The sequence below is a fragment of the Microbulbifer sp. ABF4_143 genome, assembly GCF_056160225.1.
This window is the reverse complement of record NZ_JBSWWT010000005.1, coordinates 190321-212077: the sequence shown is the minus strand read 5'-3', so window position 1 is coordinate 212077 and position 21757 is coordinate 190321. Positions and strand designations below refer to the sequence as shown.

The following is a 21757-nucleotide window of genomic DNA, read 5'->3' as shown; positions in this document are numbered from 1 at the left end:
ATGAGTACAAGAATTCAGCGGCGGCCAGTGGATCTCTCCACTGGCCGTTTTGCTTCTGATACCCCGAAAATCCTGCAGCGGGTGCTGCTCGGCCGCGGCGTCACCAGCGAGGCGGCGCTGGATCACCAGTTGGCCAGGCTCCACCCGCCGCAGACCATGCGCGGTCTGGAGGATGCGGTAGCGCTGCTCGCGGACGCGGTGCGGGCGCAGAGGAAAATCCTGATCGTCGGCGATTTCGACGCCGACGGCGCCACCAGCAGCACCCTGGCGGTGCTGGCGCTCGGCGCCATGGGCGCGGGTCCTGTCGACTTCCTGGTGCCGAACCGCTTCGACTTCGGCTACGGCCTGACCCCGGAGATCGTCGAGGTGGCGAAGGACTATGCCCCCGATGTGCTGGTCACCGTCGACAACGGCATCAGCTCGATCGACGGCGTGGCCGCGGCCAGGGCCGCCGGCATGACGGTCATAGTCACCGACCACCACCTGCCCGGAGCCCGGCTGCCGGACGCCGATGCGATAGTGAACCCGAATCAACCCGGCTGCGACTTCCCCAGCAAGAACCTGGCCGGCGTTGGGGTGATTTTCTACCTGCTGAGCCGCCTGCGCAGCCGGCTCGAGGAGATGGGCTGGTTTGCCGAGGCCGGTATCAGCGCGCCGAATATGGCCGAATACCTGGATCTGGTGGCGCTCGGCACCGTCGCGGATCTGGTGCCGCTGGACCACAACAACCGCATACTGGTGCACCAGGGCATAGCGCGCATCCGCGCCGGGCGCTGCCGCCCGGGGATCAGCGCGCTGCTGGAGGTGGCCGGGCGCGATCAGCGCAGACTGTCCACCACCGATATCGGCTTTATCCTCGGCCCGCGTATCAACGCCGCCGGGCGCCTGGACGATATCGGCACCGGCATCCGCTGCCTGCTGACCCGGGATCCGACCGAGGCGCGCGAGCTGGCGGCGGAACTGGACGCCCTGAACCGCGATCGCAAGGCGATAGAGCAGGGCATGCAGCGCGAGGCCCTGGCGGCGCTGGAAAAGCTGCAGCTGGAGGGCGAGATTCCCTGGAGCCTGTGTCTCTACGACGAGCGCTGGCACCAGGGCGTGGTCGGTATTCTCGCCAGCCGCATCAAGGAGAAGTTCCACCGCCCGGTGATCGCCTTCGCCGAGGGGGACAACGGCCTGATCAAGGGCTCGGCGCGCTCGATTCCGGGGCTGCATATCCGCGACGCGCTCGCCGACGTGGCCGCGTCCCATCCGGATCTGATCGCCAAATTCGGTGGCCACGCGATGGCCGCCGGCCTCAGCCTGCGCCTGGAGAACTTTCCGGCGTTTGTGGATGCCTTCGAGATGGCGGTGCGCAGCCGCCTGACGGAGGAGCAGCTGCAGGCGGTCATCGACTCCGACGGCGAGCTGGAGCCCCACGAGTTCACGCTGCAGACCGCCGCCACGCTGCGCGCCTGTGCCCCCTGGGGCCAGGCATTTCCGGAGCCGCTATTCGACGGCGAATTTCTGCTGCTGCAACAGCGTATCGTCGGCGAGCGGCATCTGAAAATGGTCGTCGCGCCGCGGCAGAGCCCGCAGTTGGCGCTGGACGCGATCGCGTTCAATGTGGATACGGACCGGTGGCCGCAGCCGGCGGAAAGGGTCCGCCTGGCCTATAAACTCGACCTCAACGAGTTCCGCGGCCGCGAATCTTTGCAACTATTGGTGAGCTATCTCGAGGCCATTTGATAGCCGTCTGCGCTCTGTGGGAGCCGTTTGCAGGCGCGCGATCGTTTTAAGATTTTTTGGGGATTGATGTAATGAAAGGACAACAGGCAAAGGCCGAGCTGCTTCTGCTGCTGGCGGCCCTGTTCTGGGGGGTCGCGTTTGTGCCGCAAAAGGTCGCGATGGCGCATATGGAGCCGCTGGCATTCAATGCCTGGCGCTTTATTCTCGGCGGCCTGCTGCTGATTCCCATCGTCTACTGGTTTTCCTCGCGGCGGGTGACGGGGCTCGGTGAGGATATCCAGCCCGGAGAGGCGGGCGGGCACCGGATCCGGTCCGGCTGGCGTGCCTGCCTGCCCGGGGGCGCGATACTCGGCTTCTGGCTGTTTCTCGGCGCCGCGCTGCAGCAGGCCAGCCTGCTTTACACCACCGCCGGACGCGCCGGGTTCATCACCGGCTTTTACCTGCTGCTGGTGCCGGTGATCGGGCTGTCCCTGGGGCACAGGACCAACCGCTGGACCTGGGCCGGTATCGCCCTGGCGCTGCTGGGGCTCTATTGGCTCGCCGACTTCAGTGAGGAGTCGCAGCTGATTGGAGACCTGATGGTGTTTGCCAGCGCTTTCGTCTTCGCGGTGCAGGTGCTGTCTGCGGATCACTTCGTAAAGCGCTATGACGCCCTGCGGCTGGCCTGCGTGCAGTTTCTGATGTGCGGGCTGCTGTCCGCTGTGGCGGCGCTGATCGTCGAGCGGCCCACACTGCAGTCGGCCGTGGATGCGGCCTGGCCCATCGCCTATATGATGATATTTTCCACCGCCATCGCCTTCACCTTCCAGCTGCTGGCCCAGCGCCATGCGGCCCCGTCCCACGCGACGGTCATTATGAGCCTGGAAGCGGTGTTCGCGCTGGCCGCGGGCTGGCTGTTCCTCAATGAGGTGCTGAGCGGCCGCGAACTGCTGGGTTGCGGCCTGATGCTGGCGGGGATGCTGGTGAGCCACTATGGGAGCCACAGCGGGACTCACCACTGATGGGCGCTATCGATCTTTCACTGCTGGCACTGTTCGTGCCGACTTTCTTCTTCGTGTCGGTGACACCGGGGCTGTGCATGACCCTGGCGCTGACGATGGGCATGACCCTGGGGGTGCGCCGAACCCTGTGGATGATGGTCGGTGAACTGACCGGCGTGGCACTGGTGGCGGTGGCCGCGGTGCTGGGTATCGCCGCTTTTATGCTGAAGTATCCGGGCGCGTTTCAGATTTTCAAATACTGTGGCGGCGCCTACCTGGCCTGGCTCGGCGTGCAGATGTGGCGCGCGCGGGGCAGTATGGCGGTGGTGGCGCCGGAAGGGCGCGACGGCGCGGCGCCGGCTCCCGGTCGCGGGGCCCTGGCGGCCCAGGGTTTCGTCACCGCGGTGGCCAATCCAAAGGGCTGGGCCTTTTTTATCGCGCTGCTGCCGCCCTTTATCAGCGACAGCCAGCCACTGGCGCCGCAGCTGGTGGTGTTGGTTGCTATCATTCTGCTGTTGGAAACCCTGTGCCTGTTCATTTACGCTGGCGGTGGGCGCACCCTCGGCCGCCTGCTGGCCCGCAGTGAGAATGTGCGCCTCGTTAATCGCATTGCCGGCACACTGATGCTGGCGGTGGGCGCCTGGTTGGCATTCGGCTGATCGGGTAACGACACGCTTTATGGAGGAAGCCCTGTGATGAAAAATACACTGTTGGTATTGCTGGTTACCGCCCTTGCGGTGGGCGCCTGCGGGCAGCGCGCGGAGCAGAAAGTGGAGAAGAGCGACGAAACGGCCGAGCAGAAGCCGGCGGAAACCGAGCAAGCGCCGGTGCAGGCGGAGGAGCTGATCTGGGTCTTCGAGGCCCGCGGCAACCGCCAGTGCGAGGGCGGCGGTATCTCGCTCAAGGAGAGCAGCGCCAAGCTGACCGGCAGCGGCGTGCAGGTGCAGGAGTCCCGCTGCGGCACCCGCATCGACCGCATGTACCCGGCCGTCTGCGGCGGTCCCACCGGTGATATAGTGCTGCACCTGATCGCGATGGGCGCGCTGGACGCGGCTCTGGAGCTGGGGTTTGACCCGGCGGATCAGATCCAGTACGAAAGCGGCGACTGCCCCGACAATAACACTTGACCTTCCACTCGCGGTAACCTTTAGCCTCCTGCATCGCAACGAGATACCCAATCGCGGGAGGTGCCATGAATATTTCCCAGGCGGCGCGGCAATCTGGCCTGACGGCCAAGGCGCTGCGTTACTACGAGTCCATCGATCTGCTTTCCCCGGCGCGCTCGGAGAACGGCTACCGCGACTACGGAGAGCGCGACCTCGAGACGCTGCGCTTTATCCAGCGCGCCCGCGCAGTGGGCTTCACCATCGACGAGGTGCGCGATCTGCTGGAGCTGCACCGCAACCCGTCGCGCCGCAGCCACGATGCCAAGCTGCTGGTGCAGGAGAAGCTGGCGCATATAGAGACGCAACTGCGCAATCTGCGCGAGATGAGAAGCACGCTGCGCAGTCTCGCGGATCGCTGTGCCGGGGACGAGTCGCCGGAGTGCGCGATTCTGGACAGCCTTTGCGGAGGTGCCCGTGACTGAAAAATGCTGTGGACCCCAGCCGCCGCGGGAGGCGCAGGTGGTCGAGTCGCACACCTCCGCCTGCTGCGCGGACGAGCCCCACGGGCGTATCGACTGGCTGCTGTGGATCAGCCTGTCGCTGGTGGCGATTCTCTATACCAGCTATTGGCTACTGGATCTGTCGGCGTTGCCGCAGTGGCTGCACCATATGTCGTCCGGCGTGGTGGAACTGGTGCACACCATGTGGTGGGGTGTCGCGGTAGGCGCGTTGTTTGTCGGCCTGCTGGGCAGGATTCCGCAGGAGCTGGTGATCAAGGTGTTGGGGCGCGGTGGCAGCAAACGCGGCCTGTTTCGCGCGACCCTGGCGGGGCTCTTTTTCGATCTCTGTTCCCACGGCATATTGATGGTGGGCATGCAGCTGTACAAGCGCGGTGCCAGCCTGGGGCAGGTAATGGCCTTTCTGATCGCGAGCCCGTGGAATTCCCTGTCGCTGACGGTGATTCTGATCGCGTTGATCGGCTTTTGGTGGACGCTGCTGTTTATCCTCTGCTCGGCGTTGATTGCGCTGGTGGCCGGTTACCTGGCGGACCGGCTGGTGGATAGGGGCAGACTGCCGGCCAATCCGAATCAGGTGGAGCTGCCGGAGGATTACGACTGGCGCGCGGAGGTGGCTGATTTGTGGGAGCGCGCGGAGCTGACGCCGACCAGTGTCGGCGGCCTGCTGTGGGAGGGTATCCGCGGTTCGCAGATGGTGGTGCGCTGGCTGCTGGTGGGTATCGTGCTGGCGGTGCTGGTGCGCGCCTTCGTGGACCCGGCGGTGTTCCAGCAGTGGTTCGGCCCGTCGCTGCTGGGCCTGGGCGCCACCCTGGTGGCGGCCACGATTCTGGAGGTCTGCTCCGAGGGCGCCACACCGCTGGCGGCGGATATCTTCAGCCGCGCCGGCGCCCCCGGCAACGCCTTCGCCTTCCTGATGGCCGGCGTTTCCACCGACTACACCGAGCTGATGTCGATCAAGGACACCAGCGGCTCCTGGAAGATCGCCTGCGCGCTGCCGCTTCTTACCCTGCCGCAGATAATTGCGGCCGGGTTACTGATGAACCAATTCGCCTAAGCAGCCCTCTCTCCTTTGGGGGGGGGGTGGGGTTGGTTTTGGTTTTGTCTTTTTTGCTGGGATCCTGGGGAGGAACACTCCGTAACTCCTCCCTGGGATTCTTGTCTTTTGTTTCCCCCCTCCCCCCAGTCCCGCAATAGGCTACCGGCATCAGGGCCTTCGCATTGTGCTTCGAAGTTCTTGCAACCTACCGGCTCCGGTGGGTAAGGCGTTGCAGGCGGGTGTGAAGGCGCTGGCAGTGCCGCCCGGGAACCTGCGACGAAGCTCCACTGAACCGGGGAACCGGCGCCCACTGGAACCCCCGGCCCGCGCTGCGGTAGAATGCGCGCCGCTTTATCTTATGTCCGGAATCCGAGAATTCATGGAAATCAATCCCCTCCTCAATCAACTAAAAGACCTCGAAGAGCGCACCGACGTTCTTAGGGGGTATCTTTGACTACGCCAGCAAGAAAGAACGCCTGACCGAGGTCGAGCTGGAACTGGCCGAGCCCAGCGTCTGGGATGATCCCGAGCGCGCCCAGGAGCTGGGGCGCGAGCGCGCCTCCCTGGAGACGGTGGTAAAGACCATCGAAACCCTGGATTCCGGTATCTCCGACTGCCGCGAGCTGCTGGAAATGGCGGTGGAGGAGGGCGACGAGGACTCGGTTGCCGAGGTGTCTGCGGAGATCGAGGGGCTGCAGCAGCAGCTGGGCGTGCTGGAGTTCCGCCGCATGTTCTCCGGCGAGAATGATCCCAACAACGCCTACCTGGAAATCCAGGCCGGCTCCGGCGGCACCGAGGCCCAGGACTGGGCGGAGATGCTGCTGCGCATGTACCTGCGCTGGGGCGAGGCCCACGGCTTCAAGACCACGCTGGAGGAGGTCTCCGCCGGGGAAGTCGCCGGTATCAAGAGCGCCACCATCCACTTCCAGGGCGATTACGCCTTCGGCTGGCTGCGCACCGAAACCGGCGTGCACCGCCTGGTGCGCAAGTCGCCGTTCGATTCCGGCAACCGCCGCCACACCTCTTTCACCTCGGTCTTCGTATCGCCGGAAATCGACGACAATATCGAGATCGAGGTGGACAAGTCCCAGGTGCGCGAAGACACCTACCGCGCCTCCGGCGCCGGCGGTCAGCACGTGAACAAGACCGACTCGGCGGTGCGCCTGACCCATATCGAGTCCGGTATCGTGGTGGCCTGCCAGAGCGAGCGCTCCCAGCACCAGAACCGCGACAAGGCCTGGAAGATGCTGCGCGCCAAGCTGTACGAGCAGGAGATGCTGAAGCGCAACGCCGAGAAACAGGCGATGGAGGAGAGCAAGGCGGATATCGGCTGGGGCAGCCAGATCCGCTCCTATGTGCTCGACGACCAGCGCATCAAGGACCTGCGCACCGGCGTGCAGACCAGCAACTGCCAGGCGGTGCTGGACGGCGACCTGGACCAGTTTATCGAGGCGAGCCTCAAAGCGGGTCTCTGACGAGGCTCTCGCCGGAACCTTTAGGAGCCTGCTTGCAGGCGAACAGGAGCGGAGCTCCGTAGCCCTTCGCCTGCAAGCAGGCTCCTACAGCTCAACAAACTTCACAATCGATAAATCACCATGACTGATACTCAATCCCAGCAAGACGAAAACAAACTCATCGCCGAGCGACGCGCCAAGCTGTCCGCGCTGCGCGAGAAGGGCAATGCCTTCCCCAACAGTTTTCGCCGCGAAAACCTCGCCGCCGATCTGCAGGCCGAGTTCGGTGACAAGACCAAGGAAGAGCTGGAAGAGCTGGGCAAAGTCGCCTGCGTGGCGGGCCGTATTCTCGCTAAGCGCGGTCCCTTTATGGTGATTCAGGATGTGTCCGGCCGCATCCAGCTGTACGCGGACAAGGCCGCGCAGAAGGATATCAAGGAGCGCTTCGGCGCTTGGGATATCGGCGATATCGTCGGCGTGAAGGGCGCGCTGCACAAATCCGGCAAGGGCGATCTCTATGTGACCTGCGAAGAGTACACCCTGCTGACCAAGGCGCTGCGCCCGCTGCCGGAAAAATTCCACGGCATCGCCGACCAGGAACTGCGCTACCGCCAGCGCTATGTGGACCTGATTGCGACGCCGGAATCCCGCGAGGTGTTCCGCATCCGCTCCCGCGTTATCGACTATATCCGCCGCTTCCTGAACGGCCACCAGTTTATGGAGGTGGAGACGCCGATGCTGCAGGTGATTCCCGGCGGCGCCACCGCGCGGCCGTTTGTGACCCACCACAATGCGCTGGATATCGATATGTACCTGCGCGTGGCGCCGGAGCTGTACCTGAAGCGCCTGGTGGTCGGCGGCTTCGAGCGGGTCTATGAAATCAACCGCAACTTCCGCAACGAGGGGTTGTCCACGCGCCACAACCCCGAGTTCACGATGCTCGAGTTCTATCAGGCCTACGCCGACTACAACGACCTGATGGATCTGACCGAGGAGATGTTGCGCGGTATCTGCGAGGAGGTGCTCGGCAGGACCACCATCGAGTACCAGGGCAGCAGCTACGACTTCGCCAAGCCGTTTGCGCGCCTGTCGGTATTCGATTCCATCCTGCGCTACAACCCGGGCCTGTCGCATTCGGATATCGACAACCTGGAGAGCGCGCGCAAGGTGGCGGAAAAGCTGGAGATTCCGTTGAAGGACTCCTGGGGCCTGGGCAAGGTGCAGATCGAAATCTTCGAGAAGACCGTCGAACACCGCCTGGACCAGCCGACCTTTATCACCGAGTACCCGACCGAGGTGTCACCGCTGGCGCGCCGCAACGACGACAACCCGTTTGTCACCGACCGCTTCGAATTCTTCGTCGGCGGCCGCGAGATCGCCAACGGCTTTTCGGAACTCAACGACGCCGAGGATCAGGCGGAGCGCTTCAAGGCCCAGGTGGCGGAGAAGGATGCCGGCGACGACGAGGCGATGCACTACGACGCCGACTATATTCGCGCGCTGGAATACGGCCTGCCGCCCACCGCCGGCGAGGGTATCGGCATCGACCGCCTGGTGATGCTGCTGACCGACTCGCCGTCGATCCGCGACGTGCTGCTGTTCCCGCATATGCGCCCGGAGGCGACCGCGGAGTAAATTTTTCCGCTGATACCGTAGGAGCGGCCGGTGGCCGCGATCGGACTTCCGGCAGTCTCCGGTGCATCGATCGCGGCCATGGGCCGCTCTTACATCGAGTGCGAATCACTTCTAGCCCTGTATCCCCAGCGGCCCGCTGGGCAGATAGATCAGCTCCGTGCCGGAGCTCCCCGCCCTCTGTACTTCCACCGCCACGGTTTTGCCCGGTGCGACCCGGTAGACCTGCGTGCGCAGGTCGCCCATATGGAAGATCCGCTCGCCGTTGTAGGAGATGATCTTGTCCCCCGGGCGCAGCCCCGCGTTGGCCGCCGGCGTGTCGCGCACTACCCGGTTGATGCGCATCTCCTGGCGGCCGCCGATCACCTCCTGATAGATATCGAACTCCTGCTCGCTCAGCTCGTGCGCGAACACCTTGTTCGGGTGGCTGTAGATATTCAGCTGCGCGCGCAGGGCCTTCGCCTCGTCGGAAGACTTGTTTTTCAGGTGGCGGTATTCGTAGGAGAGGCGCATATGGTCGTACTGGAAGCGCTCCTGTTTATCCAGGATAAACTGCGCCCGGTCCGGATTGAGACCGGCATCGATCAGTCGCTGCAGCTGTGCCTCCCGGTGGCGGCGGTAGCGCTCGTGCCGGGGCAGGGGCTCCCGCCGCTGCTCGGCGCGCGCCGTCGCTATTCCGACCGTCGCGGTGCGCTCCTCTCCCCCGGCGGGGGCATAGCGGTCGAGGCGCCGGTGCAGTTCCTCGACCAGTTCCAGCAATTCGGACTGTATCCGCTGTGCCTTGTCGAGCGAGCTCTCGAGCCTGTGTATGCGCCGCTCCAGATCCCCGTCAGCGGTGGAGAACAGCTGTGAAAAGCGCGACTTGCCGCCCTGCTCGCCGGCGGCGTCTCCCCGGGTGAAGGCGCCGTTGACGGCATAGGCGGTCAGCAGCGCCAGAGTTGCGGCGACCGCCAGGGTGGGTTTTCCTATCGGCATGGCATTCAGTCCAGGATGATCAGGTGGTTGGGCAGTTCATTCTTGATCGCGGTGGCTGGCGCGACCTCCTCTAGCAGTTCCCCGCAGCGCTCCACGCAGTGCACAAAGGCTTCGCCGGTTTTGCCGCGTTTGATTTCTCGGATGAAGTTCTCGACGATCTCGCGCCAGTTCTCATCGGTGATCTGCTCGGCCAGGCCCCGGTCTGCCAGTATTTCCACATAGTGCTCGGCCTCGGAGACAAAGATCAGTAGCCCCAGGCGCCCGCGGGTGCTGTGCAGCTCCTGCTGCAGAAACTGCCGCCGGGCCAGGTTGGCCGCGCGCCAGTATTTCACCTTCTTCGGCACCAGCAGCATCGTCAGCGGTCGCCAGCGGAACAGCACCGCCAGGGCGATAAACAGTATCCACTGCAGCGTGAAGGCCTGTTCGTATTCCAGCCACCAGGGCAGAAACTGCAGCAGCGGCGCCAGCAGCAGGGCGAGGAAGGCCGCCCAGAGGGTGGAGATATAGAGGTAGTTGTCCGCCGCCCGCGCCAGCACTGTGACCACTTCCGCATCGGTGCGGGATTCCACATCCTTTATCGTGTCGGCGAGCTTGCGCCGGTACTCGCTGTTCAGCATCACCATCCCCCCGAGGCGCCCCCGCCGCCGAAACCGCCACCGCCGCCGCCGAAGCCGCCGCCCAGGCCGCCCCCGCCGCCAAAACCACCCCCGCCGTAATAGCCGCCGTAGCGGCCGCGACGGTAGCCGCGGCTGCCGGCCGGGGCGCCGAGTACGGAGGCACCGAACAGCTGCAGCATGACCAGCAGCAGAAACAGCCCTACCAGCAGGGCCAGGCGGCGGCCGCGGCCGGTTTCCGTGGGCTCGGCCACATACTCGTTTTTGATCGCGGCGATCATCGACTGGATACCGGCGGTGACGCCGCCATCGAAATCGCCGGTTTTGAATTTCGGCAGTATCTTGGTGTGGATGATATTGGCCGACAGGGCGTCGGTCAGCGCCCCCTCAAGGCCGTAGCCCACCTCGATGCGCACCTTGCGCTCGTTCGGCGCCACTATCAGCAGGGCGCCGTTGTCCTTGTCCTTCTGGCCCAGTTGCCACTCGCGCCCAAGCTGGTAGCCGTACTCCTCGATGGTCAGCCCCTGCAGGTCGGGCAGGGTGACCACCACCAGCTGATTGCTGGTCTCCTTCTCGTGCTGCTGCATCAGTTCGGTCAGGCGGAACTCCGTGTCCGGTCGCAGCAGATTGGCCCTGTCCACCACGCGGCCCGACAGGGGCGGGAATTGCACGTCGGCGAGAGTCCCCGCGGCGCAGAGGAGCGCGGCGAGGGCGAGGGTGGTGGAGGCGAGCCAGTGGCTGGTCATCGGGAAGTGGCGGGCCGGTTACTGGAAATCGACTTGCGGCGCCTTTTCCGCGTCCTCGCTGGTGGCCTGGAAGGTGTCCCGCAGGGGCATGTCGCTGTAGAGGACCATATGCCAGATGCGCCCGGGAAAGGTGCGGATCTCGCGGTTGTAGCGCTCCACAGCCCGGATATAATCCCGCCGCGCAACGCCGATGCGGTTCTCGGTGCCCTCCAGCTGCGACTGCAGGGCGAGGAAGTTTTGGTCCGCCTTCAGATTGGGGTACCTTTCCACGACCACCATCAGGCGGGCCAGGGCGCTGGACAGCTGCGCCTGGGCGGCCTCGAACTGCTGCAGCTTGGCCGGGTCGTCGAGCAGGTTCTGATCCACCTGTATGGAGCTCACTTTGGCGCGGGCTTCGGTCACCGCCTGCAGGGTTTCGCGCTCGTGGGCGGCGTAGGCCTTGACGGTCTTGACCAGGTTGGGGATCAGATCGGCGCGACGCTGGTACTGGTTTTCCACCTGGGCCCAGGCCGCTTTGACCTGCTCGTCGTAAGTGGGGATATTGTTGATACCGCAACCGCTAAGGCCGACCGCCAGCAGGCAGAGCAGGGCGCCGGCCCAGAGGTGGCGGGCGCCGGTGAGTGCAGAGATCATACCGATTACCCCTGTTGTTCAATAAGAGTTTCCCAGGAAACCCACCAAGAATAGTCCGCCGTCTTTCGAATGCCGGGCCGGACGCAGACACGGAATCAAAATGGCGTTAAAAGCGACTATCTTTAAGGCCGGCGTGCAGATTGCCGATATGGACCGGGATTACTATGGCGAGCACCAGCTGACCCTGGCGCGTCACCCGTCGGAGACCGACGAGCGCATGATGGTGCGCCTGTTGGCCTTCGCCCTGAACGCCGCGGACGCGCTCGAGTTCACCCGCGGCCTCTCCTCCGACGATGAGGCGGACCTGTGGCAGATGACCCCGGCCGGTGAAATAGAACTGTGGATAGAGGTGGGACTTCCGGCGGAAGACCGGCTGCGCAAGGCCTGCAGCCGCGCGCAACGGGTATTGGTGTACAGTTACGGGCGCCGCACCGCGCCTATCTGGTGGCGGAAGCAGGGGGAGGCGCTGGCGCGTTTCGACAAGCTGCGTGTCTATCAGCTGCCCGCGGACGCGACTGAGCAGCTGGCGGCCATGGCCGAACGCAATATGGACCTGAATGTGACCATCCAGGACGGCCATATCTGGCTCAGTTCCGACGACAACAGTGTGGAAATCATTCCGCAGATCCTGAAATGATATTTTGTAGGATGGGCGAAGGAGCCTAGAGGCTGTTTCATAACGTAGCGAGCGGGTGACTGGTGGTGGCCGCCGGAGCGGAGGCACCGCAGTGTACAAGTAGTACATGAGGATGCCGAGCACCGCCGGACGCCGCCAGGTGCCCGTGTAGTAGTTATGAAACAGCTTCTAGCGACGTGCCCATCATTTCATCGCAGACAAGCGACTCATAACGGAGAAAACCATGCCATCTTTCGATATCGTGTCCGAAGTGGACAAACACCAGCTGACCAACGCGGTGGACCAGGTGAACCGCACCGTGGCCAACCGTTTCGACTTCAAGGGCGTGGACGCGGAAGTGGAGATGAGCGATTTCGCCCTGGTTCTGCGCGCCGAATCGGACATGCAGGTGGATCAGATGGTAGACATGCTGCGCGCGGCGCTGATCAAGTGCAATATCGATCCGCTGGCGATGGATGTGGGCGAGAAGGAGCAGTCCGGAAAACAGGTCAAGGTCTCGGTGACCATGAAAAACGGTCTCGACAAGGAACTGTCAAAAAAGATCGTTAAGATGATCAAGGATGAAAAACTCAAGGTGCAGGCCGCCATCCAGGGCGATCAGGTGCGGGTCACCGGCAAGAAGCGCGATGACCTGCAGCAGGTGATTGCAATGCTCAAGAGCAAAGAGCTGGAGCAGCCGCTGCAATTCAACAATTTCCGCGATTAACCGGGTTCCTTTTGCGCAATCGACAGCTGTTTATCGTTTTACTGGCCCTGCTATCGCCTTTCGCGGCAGCTTCGGCAGTTTCACCGGCAAAGCTGCTGGCCGCTTACTGGCTCGACGGCAGCGCCGGCCTGGATATTTCCGGGTTGAGTTTCTGCGGCGGCGAGCTGTTGGCGGTATCCGATAAAAATTCTGCGGAGGTCTACGCGGTCGGCTTTTCCTCCGGAGGCGCCGCGCTGAAATCCCGCGAACGGATCGCCGGGCTGCAGGTGCCCGCCGGAGGGTCCGCGGGTTTGGTGGCCGGGCTGCTGGATCTGGCGAGGCCGGACGTCCCGATGGATTTCGAGGGCATCAGCTGCGATGACGGTCAGATCTATCTGCTCAGCGAGCGGCACAGCCGCATCGCCACACTGGCCGGCGGGGAAGCCGCCTGGCTGCCGCTGCGCTGGGCCGAGGCGGCGCGGGCGCGCGGCTACCTGAAGAAGTTCAATGCCGGCGCCGAGGGCCTGGCAGCTATCGGCGGCGACTTCTGGATCGCGATGGAGCGCGAGCCCCGCGGCCTGCTGCGCCTGAGCCCCGGCGCCGAGCCGCAAACCTTCACCATTCCGGCCGTTTCCGGGTTGGATTTTCGCGGCCGCGCCGAGGATATTACCGGTCTCGCCTATTACGACGCTGCCCTGTTTACCCTGGAGCGCAACGCCTTCGCCGTGTGCCGGCGCTCGCCGCAAACTCTGCGGGCCGACTGGTGTATCGACTACCGCACCATCGAGGAGGCGCCGGAATTCGTCTACGAGGAAACAAAATACGGCAAGGGCGAGGGGCTGGCGGTGAATGCCGACGGCATCTATGTGGTGCTGGACAACAACAACGTCGGTCGCGCCGCCGATCCCGAAGACAGGCGCGCACTGCTGCTGCACCTGGCTTTCCCCGGGAGCGCGCGACCGAAAAGTCCTTGAGGTAAGTTTTGACCCCGGACCGGCTCCCAACCCTGCTCGAAGAGGTCCGCTCCTGCCGCCTCTGCGAGGAACATCTGCCCCTGGGCCCCAACCCGGTCCTGCGCGCCGCCGAGTCCGCGCGCCTGCTGATCATAGGCCAGGCCCCCGGCACAAAAGTGCACGCCACCGGCATCCCCTGGAACGATCCCTCAGGCGACCGCCTGCGCGACTGGCTGCAGATGGAGCGGGAGACCTTCTACGACGAATCCCGCATCGCGATAGTGCCGATGGGCTTCTGCTACCCCGGCCGCGGCAAGGGCGGCGACCTGCCGCCGCGCCCCGAGTGCGCCCAGACTTGGCACGAGCGGCTGCTGGCACAGATGCCGAATTTGCAACTGACACTGCTGGTGGGACAATATGCCCAGCGCCACTACCTGCCGCACTGGCACGGCAGCATCACCGAGAATGTGCGCCACTACCGCGACGCGCTGCCGGCGGGCTATTTCCCTCTGCCGCACCCGAGCCCGCGCAATACTCTGTGGCTGCGCCGGCGGCCCTGGTTTGAGCAGGAAGTGGTGCCGGAGCTGCGCTGCAAGGTAAAGGAAATCCTGTAGGAGCCTGCTTGCAGGCGAACAAGTCCCTCGAACGGGCAATCATCGCGCCGAGTGATGGGCATGTCGCTTCGCTCCTTTGCCCATCCTACAGCTAAAGTCAGATAACTTTCGTATAGGAAAAGCATGCAGGCCCCGGAAAATATAAAAATCCATCCCTCCTGGTACCAGGTCCTGAAAGACGAATTCCACAAACCCTATATGGCCCGGCTGCGCGAATTTTTGCGCGCGGAAAAACAGGCCGGCAAGCGCATCTACCCGCCGGGCGGCCAGATATTCAACGCCTTCAACTCCACCCCCTTCGACCAGGTCAAGGTGGTGATCCTCGGTCAGGACCCCTACCACGGCGCCGGCCAGGCCCACGGCCTGTGTTTTTCGGTCATGCCCGGCGTGCGCATACCGCCGTCGCTGCAGAATATCTACAAGGAACTGGAATCGGATCTGGGTATACCCCCGGCCCACCACGGCTGCCTGCAGCCCTGGGCGGAGCAGGGCGTACTGCTGCTGAACGCGACTCTGACGGTGGAGGAGAGCAGGGCGGGCGCCCACCAGGGCCGCGGCTGGGAACAGTTCACCGATACAGCCATTCACAAGCTGGCGGAAGAGCGCGAGGGGCTGGTGTTTATTCTCTGGGGCAGCTACGCGCAGAAGAAGGGCGCCTTTATCGATCGCAACAAACACCTGGTGCTGCGCGCACCGCACCCTTCACCCCTGTCGGCGCACCGCGGCTTTTTCGGTACCAGGCCTTTTTCCCAGGCGAACCAGTGGCTGCAACAGCACGGCCAGCAGCCGATCGACTGGGCGCTGCCGGCGGCTTCGGAACTGCGGCGGGTTGCGGTGGAAATCTGATTTATGCGCGACGCTACAAATGCGCTGCGCTGCGACGTCTGGTGGGGTTCGCTGGAATTCCTTGCCCCTATTTGTAGGAGCGGCCCATGGCCGCGATCACTCTCGGGGATAGCCTTGCAATCCGATCGCGGCCATGGGCCGCTCCTACGCTGTGCTTATTGAATCGGAATTACACCAGCGGACCCAGACTCCAGCTGTAGGTACTCCGGTATTTTCAATAAACATCCATCCGCCGCTGCCGTTTGCTAGCTGACCTTCGATTTTTAGGAGGTCGGCGCTGCCAAAAACTCAGGTCTCGCCGCGACACTTTTTCCGCTTAGAAATCTCCTCGATTATTTTTGATTAATGTGTAATGGTGCGTAATGGATGTGTTATCCGCCATGTGACACAATTCCCCTGTTTGCAATAAACATTGCGTAGTATTCGTTCGCAACGGATCGCCATTCCTAAAAAACTTTTTTGGAAAATCGTTTGGCGAAAAGCAATACTATCGCAACCTTGGAGTGCGGCGTGGCGGTATCTATAGAAAAAGAAAGTTACTTTTCCTGCCTTTCCATTGTTTCCAGATTTCACCACCTAGCAACAAATCCTACGCAGCTGAATCGCGAATTCCCCGTATCTGACCATTTGGCGGTGCACGAAGCGATAGCCGCTGCAGGTTTTCTCGGGCTTACAGCCCGGCTCGTTCAGCGAAAGACCGGCGCGCTGAGCGAACTGCCGGTGCCAGCCGTAGTGATTTCGGCGGAAGGGGAATGCACTATTGTGGGGCGTATTCACGACGGCAGAGCGCTTCTCCAGAAGGCCGGTGATCCCAAGCCCTATACGGTTCCCGTCGAGGAATTGGCCGATACCGATACGGGACTAGTTACCCTGTTGGTTTTTCGGCGAAAGGGTGTACTTTCCGCAATTCAGCAGAAATTCGATATTTCTTGGTTTATTCCGTCGATCCTCAAATACAAAAAGCTGCTGGGTCAGGTACTGCTGGCCTCTTTCTTTATCCAGCTGTTTGCACTGGTTACGCCGCTATTCTTCCAGGTTGTTGTGGACAAGGTGCTAGTACATCAGGGGTTGACAACACTGGATGTCCTCGCAGTGGGTTTTCTGGTTGTCTGTATTTTCGATGTACTACTCAACGGCTTGAGGACCTACCTGTTCAGCCATACCTCCAACCGCATTGATGTCGTGCTGGGCGCACGGTTATTTCACCACCTGCTGCGCCTGCCGATTGCTTATTTCCAGAGCCGCCGCGTCGGCGACACGGTGGCCAGGGTGCGCGAGTTGGATTCGATTCGCCAGTTTATAACCGGTTCGGCTCTGACGCTGTGTGTGGACCTGTTCTTCACCCTGGTGTTTTTTGCAGTGATGTTCCTATACAGCCCCACTCTGACCTGGATAGTGCTGGCTTCCCTGCCGCTCTATGTGATTCTCTCGCTGGTAATCACGCCAATACTGCGCAATCGGCTCAACGAGAAGTTCAAACTGGGTGCAGAGAACCAGGCCTTCCTGGTGGAAGCCTGCAATGGGGTGGAGACACTGAAGAGCCTGGCGGTTGAGCCGCAGATGCAGCGCCGCTGGGAGGATCAGCTCGCGGGCTATATAAACGCCTCCTTCCGCGCCCTCAATCTGGGCAATATCGCCAATCAGGCCGCCAGCCTGATCAACAAGCTGGTGACCGTCGGCATCCTGTGGGTGGGGGCGCACCTGGTGATCGCGGGTGAGCTCAGCGTGGGTATGCTGATCGCCTTCAATATGATCGCCGGGCGGGTCAGCCAGCCCATCCTCAAGCTGGTGCAGCTGTGGCAGGACTTCCAGCAGGCCGGCATTTCCATCAAGCGCCTCGGCGATATCCTCAATACACCCAGGGAAGCCGGGCACGACCCCAATCGCACGACACTGCCGGACATCCGCGGCGAGATCCGCTTCGAGCATGTGAAGTTCCGCTACGGGCCCGACAGGCCCCTCGCCATCGACGATATCCAGCTCGCCATCAAGCCCGGTGAGGTGGTCGGCATAGTGGGCAGGTCCGGTTCCGGCAAGAGTACCCTGACCAAGCTGGTGCAGCGCCTTTATGTGCCAGAAGCCGGGCGGGTTTTGATCGACGGCGTCGACCTGGCCCTGGTGGACCCGGCCTGGCTGCGTCAGCGGGTGGGGGTGGTGCTGCAGGAGAGCTTCCTGCTCAACCGCACCGTGCGCGAGAACATCGCGCTGGCAGACCCAGGGGCGCCTATGGAGAAGGTGATAGCCGCAGCCAAGCAGGCCGGGGCCTACGACTTTATCCTGGAGCTGCCCGAGGGCTTCGACACCGTCGTCGGCGAGCAGGGCAGCTCCCTCTCCGGCGGCCAGAAACAGCGTATCGCCATAGCCCGTGCGCTGATGTCGGACCCGCGCATACTGATCTTCGACGAGGCCACCAGCGCACTGGACTATGAATCCGAAGCGGTGGTGCAGGCGAATATGCGCCAGATCTGCCAGGGGCGCACGGTGCTGATCATCGCCCACCGGCTGTCGGCGGTGCGCGATGCCAACCGTATAGTGGTGATGGATAGGGGGCGCATCGTGGAGCAGGGCGGGCCCAAGCAGCTGCTGCAGAAGAACGGCCACTTCGCCCGATTGAATGCGATGCAGTCCGGTCTGCGGGAGGTGGTATGAAGAATATGCCTTCGCTGTTGAAGCCGAGCCGCTGGATCAATAAACGGGATTCTCTGCTGGATTTCGTGCCCGCCGCCCTGGAGATAGAGCAATCGCCCCCCAATCCCCTCGGCCTGTGGCTGATCAATGCCATCTGCGTCTTCTTTGCCATCGCCATCCTGTGGGCCGTCTTCGGCAAGATCGACATAGTGGCCGTGGCGGAGGGTACCGTGGTGCCGGATGGAAAGGTGAAGACCATTCAGGCCAATGAGCTTTCGGTGGTGCGGGAAATCCACGTGACAGAGGGCAGCCGGGTAGAGGAGGGAGACCCGCTGATCACCCTGGATGCCACCAATGCCTCCGCGGACCTGGAGCGCCTCTCCAGCGAACTCGAGATTTCGCGGGCGCGCCTGGCGCGAGAGCGTGTCTTCTCCACCTATTTGCCGCGCCTGCGCGAAGGGGAAACCGCCGCGGCACAGCGGGCCAGTAGCGAACTGGAGGAACAGCTTGTAGCTGCCGGTGCCCAGAACCAGCTTTTCTTCCAGCAAAACCTGTTGCACGGCTATTTCACCGATTACCTGGCCGAAAGCGATCTGATCAACCAGCAGATAGACTCCAAGCGGAAGGAACTCGCCATGTCGCGGGCCCTGGTGCGCAAGGCGGAAAAGACCCTGCCGATACTCACCGAGCGCACCGATTCCCTGAAAAATCTCCTCGGCCGCAACCTGGTTGCACGGGACAAATACCTGGAACTGGAACAGCAGCGCATAGATGCAGAGGAAGAACTGGCGCTGGAGCGGGCGCGTATCGAGCAGCTCCTGTCTCAGCTCCGGGAGCTGGACCTGCAGCAATCGGCACTGCTCAGCAAGGCCCTGTACAACAGCCTCTCGCAGCAGGAGGAGCTGGGGCGCAATATCGCCGCGCTGGAAAAAGAGCATGAAAAGGCGCAACTCAGAAACCGCCAGCAGGTAATCCACGCACCCATCGCCGGTACCGTGCAGGAGCTGGCAATCCACACCCGCGGCGCCGTACTGGAGCCGGCCCAGGCCCTGATGCAGATAGTACCCGCCGGCAGCACGCTGGAGGTTCAGGCCTGGGTGTTGAACAAGGATATCGGCTTTGTCGAGGAGGGGCAGCCGGTGACCGTCAAGATATCCACCTTCAATTTCACCAAGTACGGTACCGTTTCCGGCACAGTCATCAACCTTTCCGAGGATGCTGTTATGGATGAGGAAAAGGGCTATCGCTATCTGTCCAGAGTCCGCCTGGATACGCAGAGCCTGAAGCTGCCGGATCGGGAGCTGCCTTTGCGGGCGGGGATGCATGTGGTTGCCGAGGTGAAGACCGGGAAAAGAAATATCTACGAATACTTTGTCAAGCCGATACGGGAGTCGCTTGGCAGCAGCTTTGGAGAAAGATAGGCATGAATATCAGTAGCGTCCGGATCAACGCAAACCCCCTGTGCTCAAGCCTTCCTTGCAGGCGATTCAACTGGCTGCGCGCATTTATGGTGATAGTTTCACTGCTGGTCGCAACCGCCTGTAGCACACCTCAGAAGGAGGACACGTCAGCCAGGATACAAATCGAATCAAATTTCTCAGGCTGCACAGCGGAAAGTGTGCCAGTGGAAAAGATGGTCTGTGAAGATAAAAAGCTGCAAGAGCTTCATGCGGAGCTTCAGGATATTTACTTACGGCTTCAGGCAATACCGCAAGCTCGTGCTCTCGCAAGGGAAACGTGGCAATCCTGGCTCCGAATCAGGAATGGCTGCCCCCACGAGCAGTGCGTGGAAATGGTATATCGCCTGCGTATCGACCGTATGCGAATGGCCCTGAACGAATGTGAAAGGGACAAAAGATGGATGCAGGCGATGGCAAGACCTACCGAGCACTGCCAAAAATCACTGGCGGACCTGGAGATCACGAAAAGAGGCGGAATAATGCCTATGTCGAGCGTAAAACCTCTGGAACTAAAATCCTATGGGAAGCTTATCCCGACCAAGAAAACTGGCGAAGCTCCTGGGTATCCCCAGATTCAGAATATCCGCACGGGAAGGAGGAGTAATTCAAATCACTTGGAAAAGACGATTTACAGCAGGAAGGCATCTTCGGTGCAAGATCGGGATAAAGCAAAGGAGATAAAGCCTGGATTTGACTGTAATCTGAAGCTGAATTACAGCGAAAAGCTCATATGTTCGGATTCGTATCTGTCCAGCCTGGACAATCACCTGAATATTCTTTACAGAAAATACCAAGAAATAACCCTTTCTCCAGAGACCTTGAAGGGCGATCAATTGAGGTGGCTGAAAAAGCGCAATTCCTGCAGGGAATATAGCTGCATAGCAGAAATTTATAATATCAGGATTTCTGAAATCATCCGGGAAACAAAAAAAATTGATAGTGGGTATTCTGTATCTAGTGGAAATGTTTACGATTAAAACAAAGGCGAAGTCATCGAGGAGCGTGACGGGGTCAAGGAGCGTGTGACGGGGTCAAGGAGCGTGTGACGGGGTCAAGGAGCGTGACGGGGTCAGGCCTTACATTTGACATCCGAGATTGCCGACTTGGAGGTGATTTATAGTGAGCAGGGCATCAAATGTAAGACCTGACCCCAGTGGCGCCTGGCCGGTGCGGACACCTTGAACGGTGGCGCAGGCATGGACTTTCTGTACGGCGGTGTCGGTGATGACACCCATATATTTGGTGTGCCGGATCGGGAGCTGCCTCTGAGGGCGGGAATGCATGTGGTTGTCGAAGTAAAGACCGGGAAGAGAAATATATACGAACACTTTGTCAAGCCGATTCTGGAGTCCCTTGGGAGTAGCTTTGGGGAAAGATAAAAGGCTAAATGCTAGTAATTTTTTTCGTAAACGGTGTCTCACGTCTGGCCATTTGTTAGGCAAGCGATATCTCGAAGCAGTAGGGTAGGAGTTACGAATATGGGAAATAAGACAACAGGTTATGTTAGTTATTTTGCGATTGCTTTTCCTTTAGCGGTTCTATGGCAGGCCGCTTCCGCCTCTGACACAAGATTAGGGCCAAGCTTTGATTGTAGTAAAGCTTCGACAAAAGTTGAGAAAACGATTTGCGCAGATAAGGGATTACGCTTGTCAGATCGCGCGCTCGATAAACTTTACAGAGCCAAGAGAGCCATTCCAGCGCTTCGGGATAGCGTTAAGGAATCGCAGCTTGAGTGGCTCCGTACTGAAAGAGCAAGGTGCGAGCTGAAAGACAGTGAATCCAGCCGGGTAGCCTGCTTGGATGCTGCGTATCGAAAAAGAACGGAAGAGCTGCACCTTACAAAGGTATATCCATCTGATAGGTCGAAAATACCCCCCATTAAATTTAAGTTGATGACTGGTGGTCAATACCCGCTGTGCCGAGACTATGTGGACATGCTAAACCAGGCAGGCTATATCGATGCACCGCTTTGTGAAAGAAAAATCCTACCAGGGTTCTCTAAATTTAGAGCGGTAGAATGGACTGAAATAACGGACAAGGAAGAAATAATGAGAATAAGGAAAGAGCAGATAAAGATGGATTATCTGTGGCCGCCAGGACGCCAAAAAAGAGCGAAACAGGTATGGTTGTCGGCAAAAATGAAAATGGATGCGGGGAATTGGCCGGGGTTACAAATAGCTCGTATCGATATCGATCACGATGGTCAGGTGGATACAGCTTACCGATTTACATATCCGAATCAAAATAGGAGTAAATATGGTAAATGCGCTCACTTAACGTCTTATTTTGTTGTTTATGATGATCAGGAGAAGAATCGTAGAGTGTATGAAGATCCGCAATTGAGTTTGCAGGGGCCATCTCTCGATGATGAGTTATTCTACTACGGTGGCCGTGCCTTTAAAGCTCGCTGGGATGGCTGGATTGCTCAGTACCAGATAAAAGTTAATGAGCTTTCAGGAATACCTGCTCAGGTTTGTGGAATAAGTATGGTTCAATAGGAAGAAGATGACAC

The 21757-nt window shown here is 61.0% G+C and carries 22 protein-coding genes and 1 other RNA gene; 18 read left to right on the top strand and 5 right to left on the bottom strand.

Going from position 1 to position 21757, the window contains the following annotated elements:
- The 8 genes from recJ (at position 1) to lysS (ending at position 8457) form a co-directional block, all read left to right on the top strand.
- A complete protein-coding gene (gene recJ, locus ACXAF3_RS06065; RefSeq protein WP_475111396.1) occupies positions 1-1728 on the top strand; it encodes a single-stranded-DNA-specific exonuclease RecJ in 1728 nt (575 codons plus the stop codon).
- A 71-nt stretch (positions 1729-1799) separates the two neighbouring features.
- The gene (locus ACXAF3_RS06060; RefSeq protein WP_475111395.1) at positions 1800-2729 is read left to right on the top strand and encodes a DMT family transporter; all 930 of its coding nucleotides are present in this window, start codon (positions 1800-1802) and stop codon (positions 2727-2729) included.
- On the top strand, positions 2729-3367 hold the full coding sequence (locus tag ACXAF3_RS06055) for a LysE family translocator (protein WP_475111394.1): 639 nt from the start codon (positions 2729-2731) through the stop codon (positions 3365-3367). Before ACXAF3_RS06060 ends, ACXAF3_RS06055 begins: the two co-directional genes overlap by 1 nt.
- Before the next feature lie 36 nt (positions 3368-3403).
- Positions 3404-3835: a hypothetical protein gene (locus ACXAF3_RS06050; RefSeq protein ID WP_475111393.1), complete on the top strand. Its 432-nt coding sequence runs from the start codon at positions 3404-3406 to the stop codon at positions 3833-3835.
- A 65-nt stretch (positions 3836-3900) separates the two neighbouring features.
- Entirely contained in the window at positions 3901-4296 is a 396-nt protein-coding gene (locus ACXAF3_RS06045) for a MerR family transcriptional regulator (protein ID WP_475111392.1), read from the top strand.
- A complete protein-coding gene (locus ACXAF3_RS06040) occupies positions 4289-5386 on the top strand; it encodes a permease (RefSeq protein WP_475111391.1) in 1098 nt (365 codons plus the stop codon). The genes ACXAF3_RS06045 and ACXAF3_RS06040 overlap by 8 nt, the downstream gene beginning before the upstream one ends.
- Positions 5387-5747: 361 nt before the next feature.
- Positions 5748-6843, top strand: a protein-coding gene (gene prfB, locus ACXAF3_RS06035) for a peptide chain release factor 2 (protein WP_475111390.1) whose coding sequence is annotated in 2 segments (ribosomal slippage) — positions 5748-5819 and positions 5821-6843 — 1095 coding nt in all. Because the reading frame shifts where the segments join, the coding sequence is not laid out codon by codon here.
- A 120-nt stretch (positions 6844-6963) separates the two neighbouring features.
- Positions 6964-8457, top strand: a complete 1494-nt coding sequence (gene lysS, locus ACXAF3_RS06030) for a lysine--tRNA ligase (RefSeq protein WP_475111389.1) — start codon at positions 6964-6966, stop codon at positions 8455-8457.
- A 111-nt stretch (positions 8458-8568) separates the two neighbouring features.
- Here lysS and ACXAF3_RS06025 read toward each other — a convergent pair whose 3' ends face one another.
- Genes ACXAF3_RS06025 through ACXAF3_RS06010 form a run of 4 tightly spaced genes read right to left on the bottom strand, consistent with a single transcriptional unit; the run spans position 8569 to position 11422 of the window.
- The gene (locus ACXAF3_RS06025) at positions 8569-9429 is read right to left on the bottom strand and encodes a PDZ domain-containing protein (RefSeq protein ID WP_475111388.1); all 861 of its coding nucleotides are present in this window, start codon (positions 9427-9429) and stop codon (positions 8569-8571) included.
- A gap of 5 nt (positions 9430-9434) precedes the next feature.
- Complete coding sequence (locus ACXAF3_RS06020) at positions 9435-10046, bottom strand: TPM domain-containing protein (RefSeq protein WP_475111387.1); 612 nt, start codon at positions 10044-10046, stop codon at positions 9435-9437.
- A complete protein-coding gene (locus tag ACXAF3_RS06015) occupies positions 10046-10789 on the bottom strand; it encodes a TPM domain-containing protein (protein ID WP_475111386.1) in 744 nt (247 codons plus the stop codon). The genes ACXAF3_RS06020 and ACXAF3_RS06015 overlap by 1 nt, the downstream gene beginning before the upstream one ends.
- An 18-nt stretch (positions 10790-10807) precedes the next feature.
- Positions 10808-11422 carry a LemA family protein gene (locus ACXAF3_RS06010; protein ID WP_475111385.1) on the bottom strand — a complete coding sequence of 205 codons (615 nt, stop codon included), beginning with the start codon at positions 11420-11422 and terminating at the stop codon, positions 10808-10810.
- A gap of 100 nt (positions 11423-11522) precedes the next feature.
- On the opposite strand from ACXAF3_RS06010, the gene ACXAF3_RS06005 reads away from it, so the two are divergent.
- Positions 11523-12059, top strand: coding sequence for a YaeQ family protein (locus tag ACXAF3_RS06005; RefSeq protein WP_475111384.1), 537 nt, complete (start codon positions 11523-11525; stop codon positions 12057-12059).
- A gap of 30 nt (positions 12060-12089) precedes the next feature.
- Here ACXAF3_RS06005 and ACXAF3_RS06000 read toward each other — a convergent pair.
- Positions 12090-12167, bottom strand: a non-coding RNA gene (locus ACXAF3_RS06000) — sX9 sRNA.
- Positions 12168-12282: 115 nt separating this feature from the next.
- On the opposite strand from ACXAF3_RS06000, the gene ACXAF3_RS05995 reads away from it, so the two are divergent.
- From ACXAF3_RS05995 to ACXAF3_RS05955, 9 genes are all read left to right on the top strand, one after another.
- Positions 12283-12765, top strand: coding sequence for a YajQ family cyclic di-GMP-binding protein (locus ACXAF3_RS05995; protein WP_475111383.1), 483 nt, complete (start codon positions 12283-12285; stop codon positions 12763-12765).
- 11 nt (positions 12766-12776) lie between these two features.
- Positions 12777-13718, top strand: coding sequence for a hypothetical protein (locus ACXAF3_RS05990; RefSeq protein WP_475111382.1), 942 nt, complete (start codon positions 12777-12779; stop codon positions 13716-13718).
- 8 nt (positions 13719-13726) lie between these two features.
- On the top strand, positions 13727-14311 hold the full coding sequence (locus ACXAF3_RS05985) for a uracil-DNA glycosylase family protein (protein WP_475111381.1): 585 nt from the start codon (positions 13727-13729) through the stop codon (positions 14309-14311).
- Positions 14312-14434: 123 nt separating this feature from the next.
- Complete coding sequence (gene ung, locus ACXAF3_RS05980; RefSeq protein WP_475111380.1) at positions 14435-15157, top strand: uracil-DNA glycosylase; 723 nt, start codon at positions 14435-14437, stop codon at positions 15155-15157.
- Positions 15158-15667: 510 nt separating this feature from the next.
- The gene (locus ACXAF3_RS05975) at positions 15668-17806 is read left to right on the top strand and encodes a type I secretion system permease/ATPase (RefSeq protein WP_475111379.1); all 2139 of its coding nucleotides are present in this window, start codon (positions 15668-15670) and stop codon (positions 17804-17806) included.
- Entirely contained in the window at positions 17803-19206 is a 1404-nt protein-coding gene (locus tag ACXAF3_RS05970; protein WP_475111378.1) for an HlyD family type I secretion periplasmic adaptor subunit, read from the top strand. Before ACXAF3_RS05975 ends, ACXAF3_RS05970 begins: the two co-directional genes overlap by 4 nt.
- A 203-nt stretch (positions 19207-19409) precedes the next feature.
- On the top strand, positions 19410-20222 hold the full coding sequence (locus ACXAF3_RS05965) for a hypothetical protein (RefSeq protein WP_475111377.1): 813 nt from the start codon (positions 19410-19412) through the stop codon (positions 20220-20222).
- A gap of 183 nt (positions 20223-20405) precedes the next feature.
- The gene (locus ACXAF3_RS05960) at positions 20406-20624 is read left to right on the top strand and encodes a hypothetical protein (protein ID WP_475111402.1); all 219 of its coding nucleotides are present in this window, start codon (positions 20406-20408) and stop codon (positions 20622-20624) included.
- A 99-nt stretch (positions 20625-20723) separates the two neighbouring features.
- On the top strand, positions 20724-21743 hold the full coding sequence (locus ACXAF3_RS05955; protein ID WP_475111376.1) for a lysozyme inhibitor LprI family protein: 1020 nt from the start codon (positions 20724-20726) through the stop codon (positions 21741-21743).
- The last annotated feature ends 14 nt before the right edge of the window (positions 21744-21757 follow it).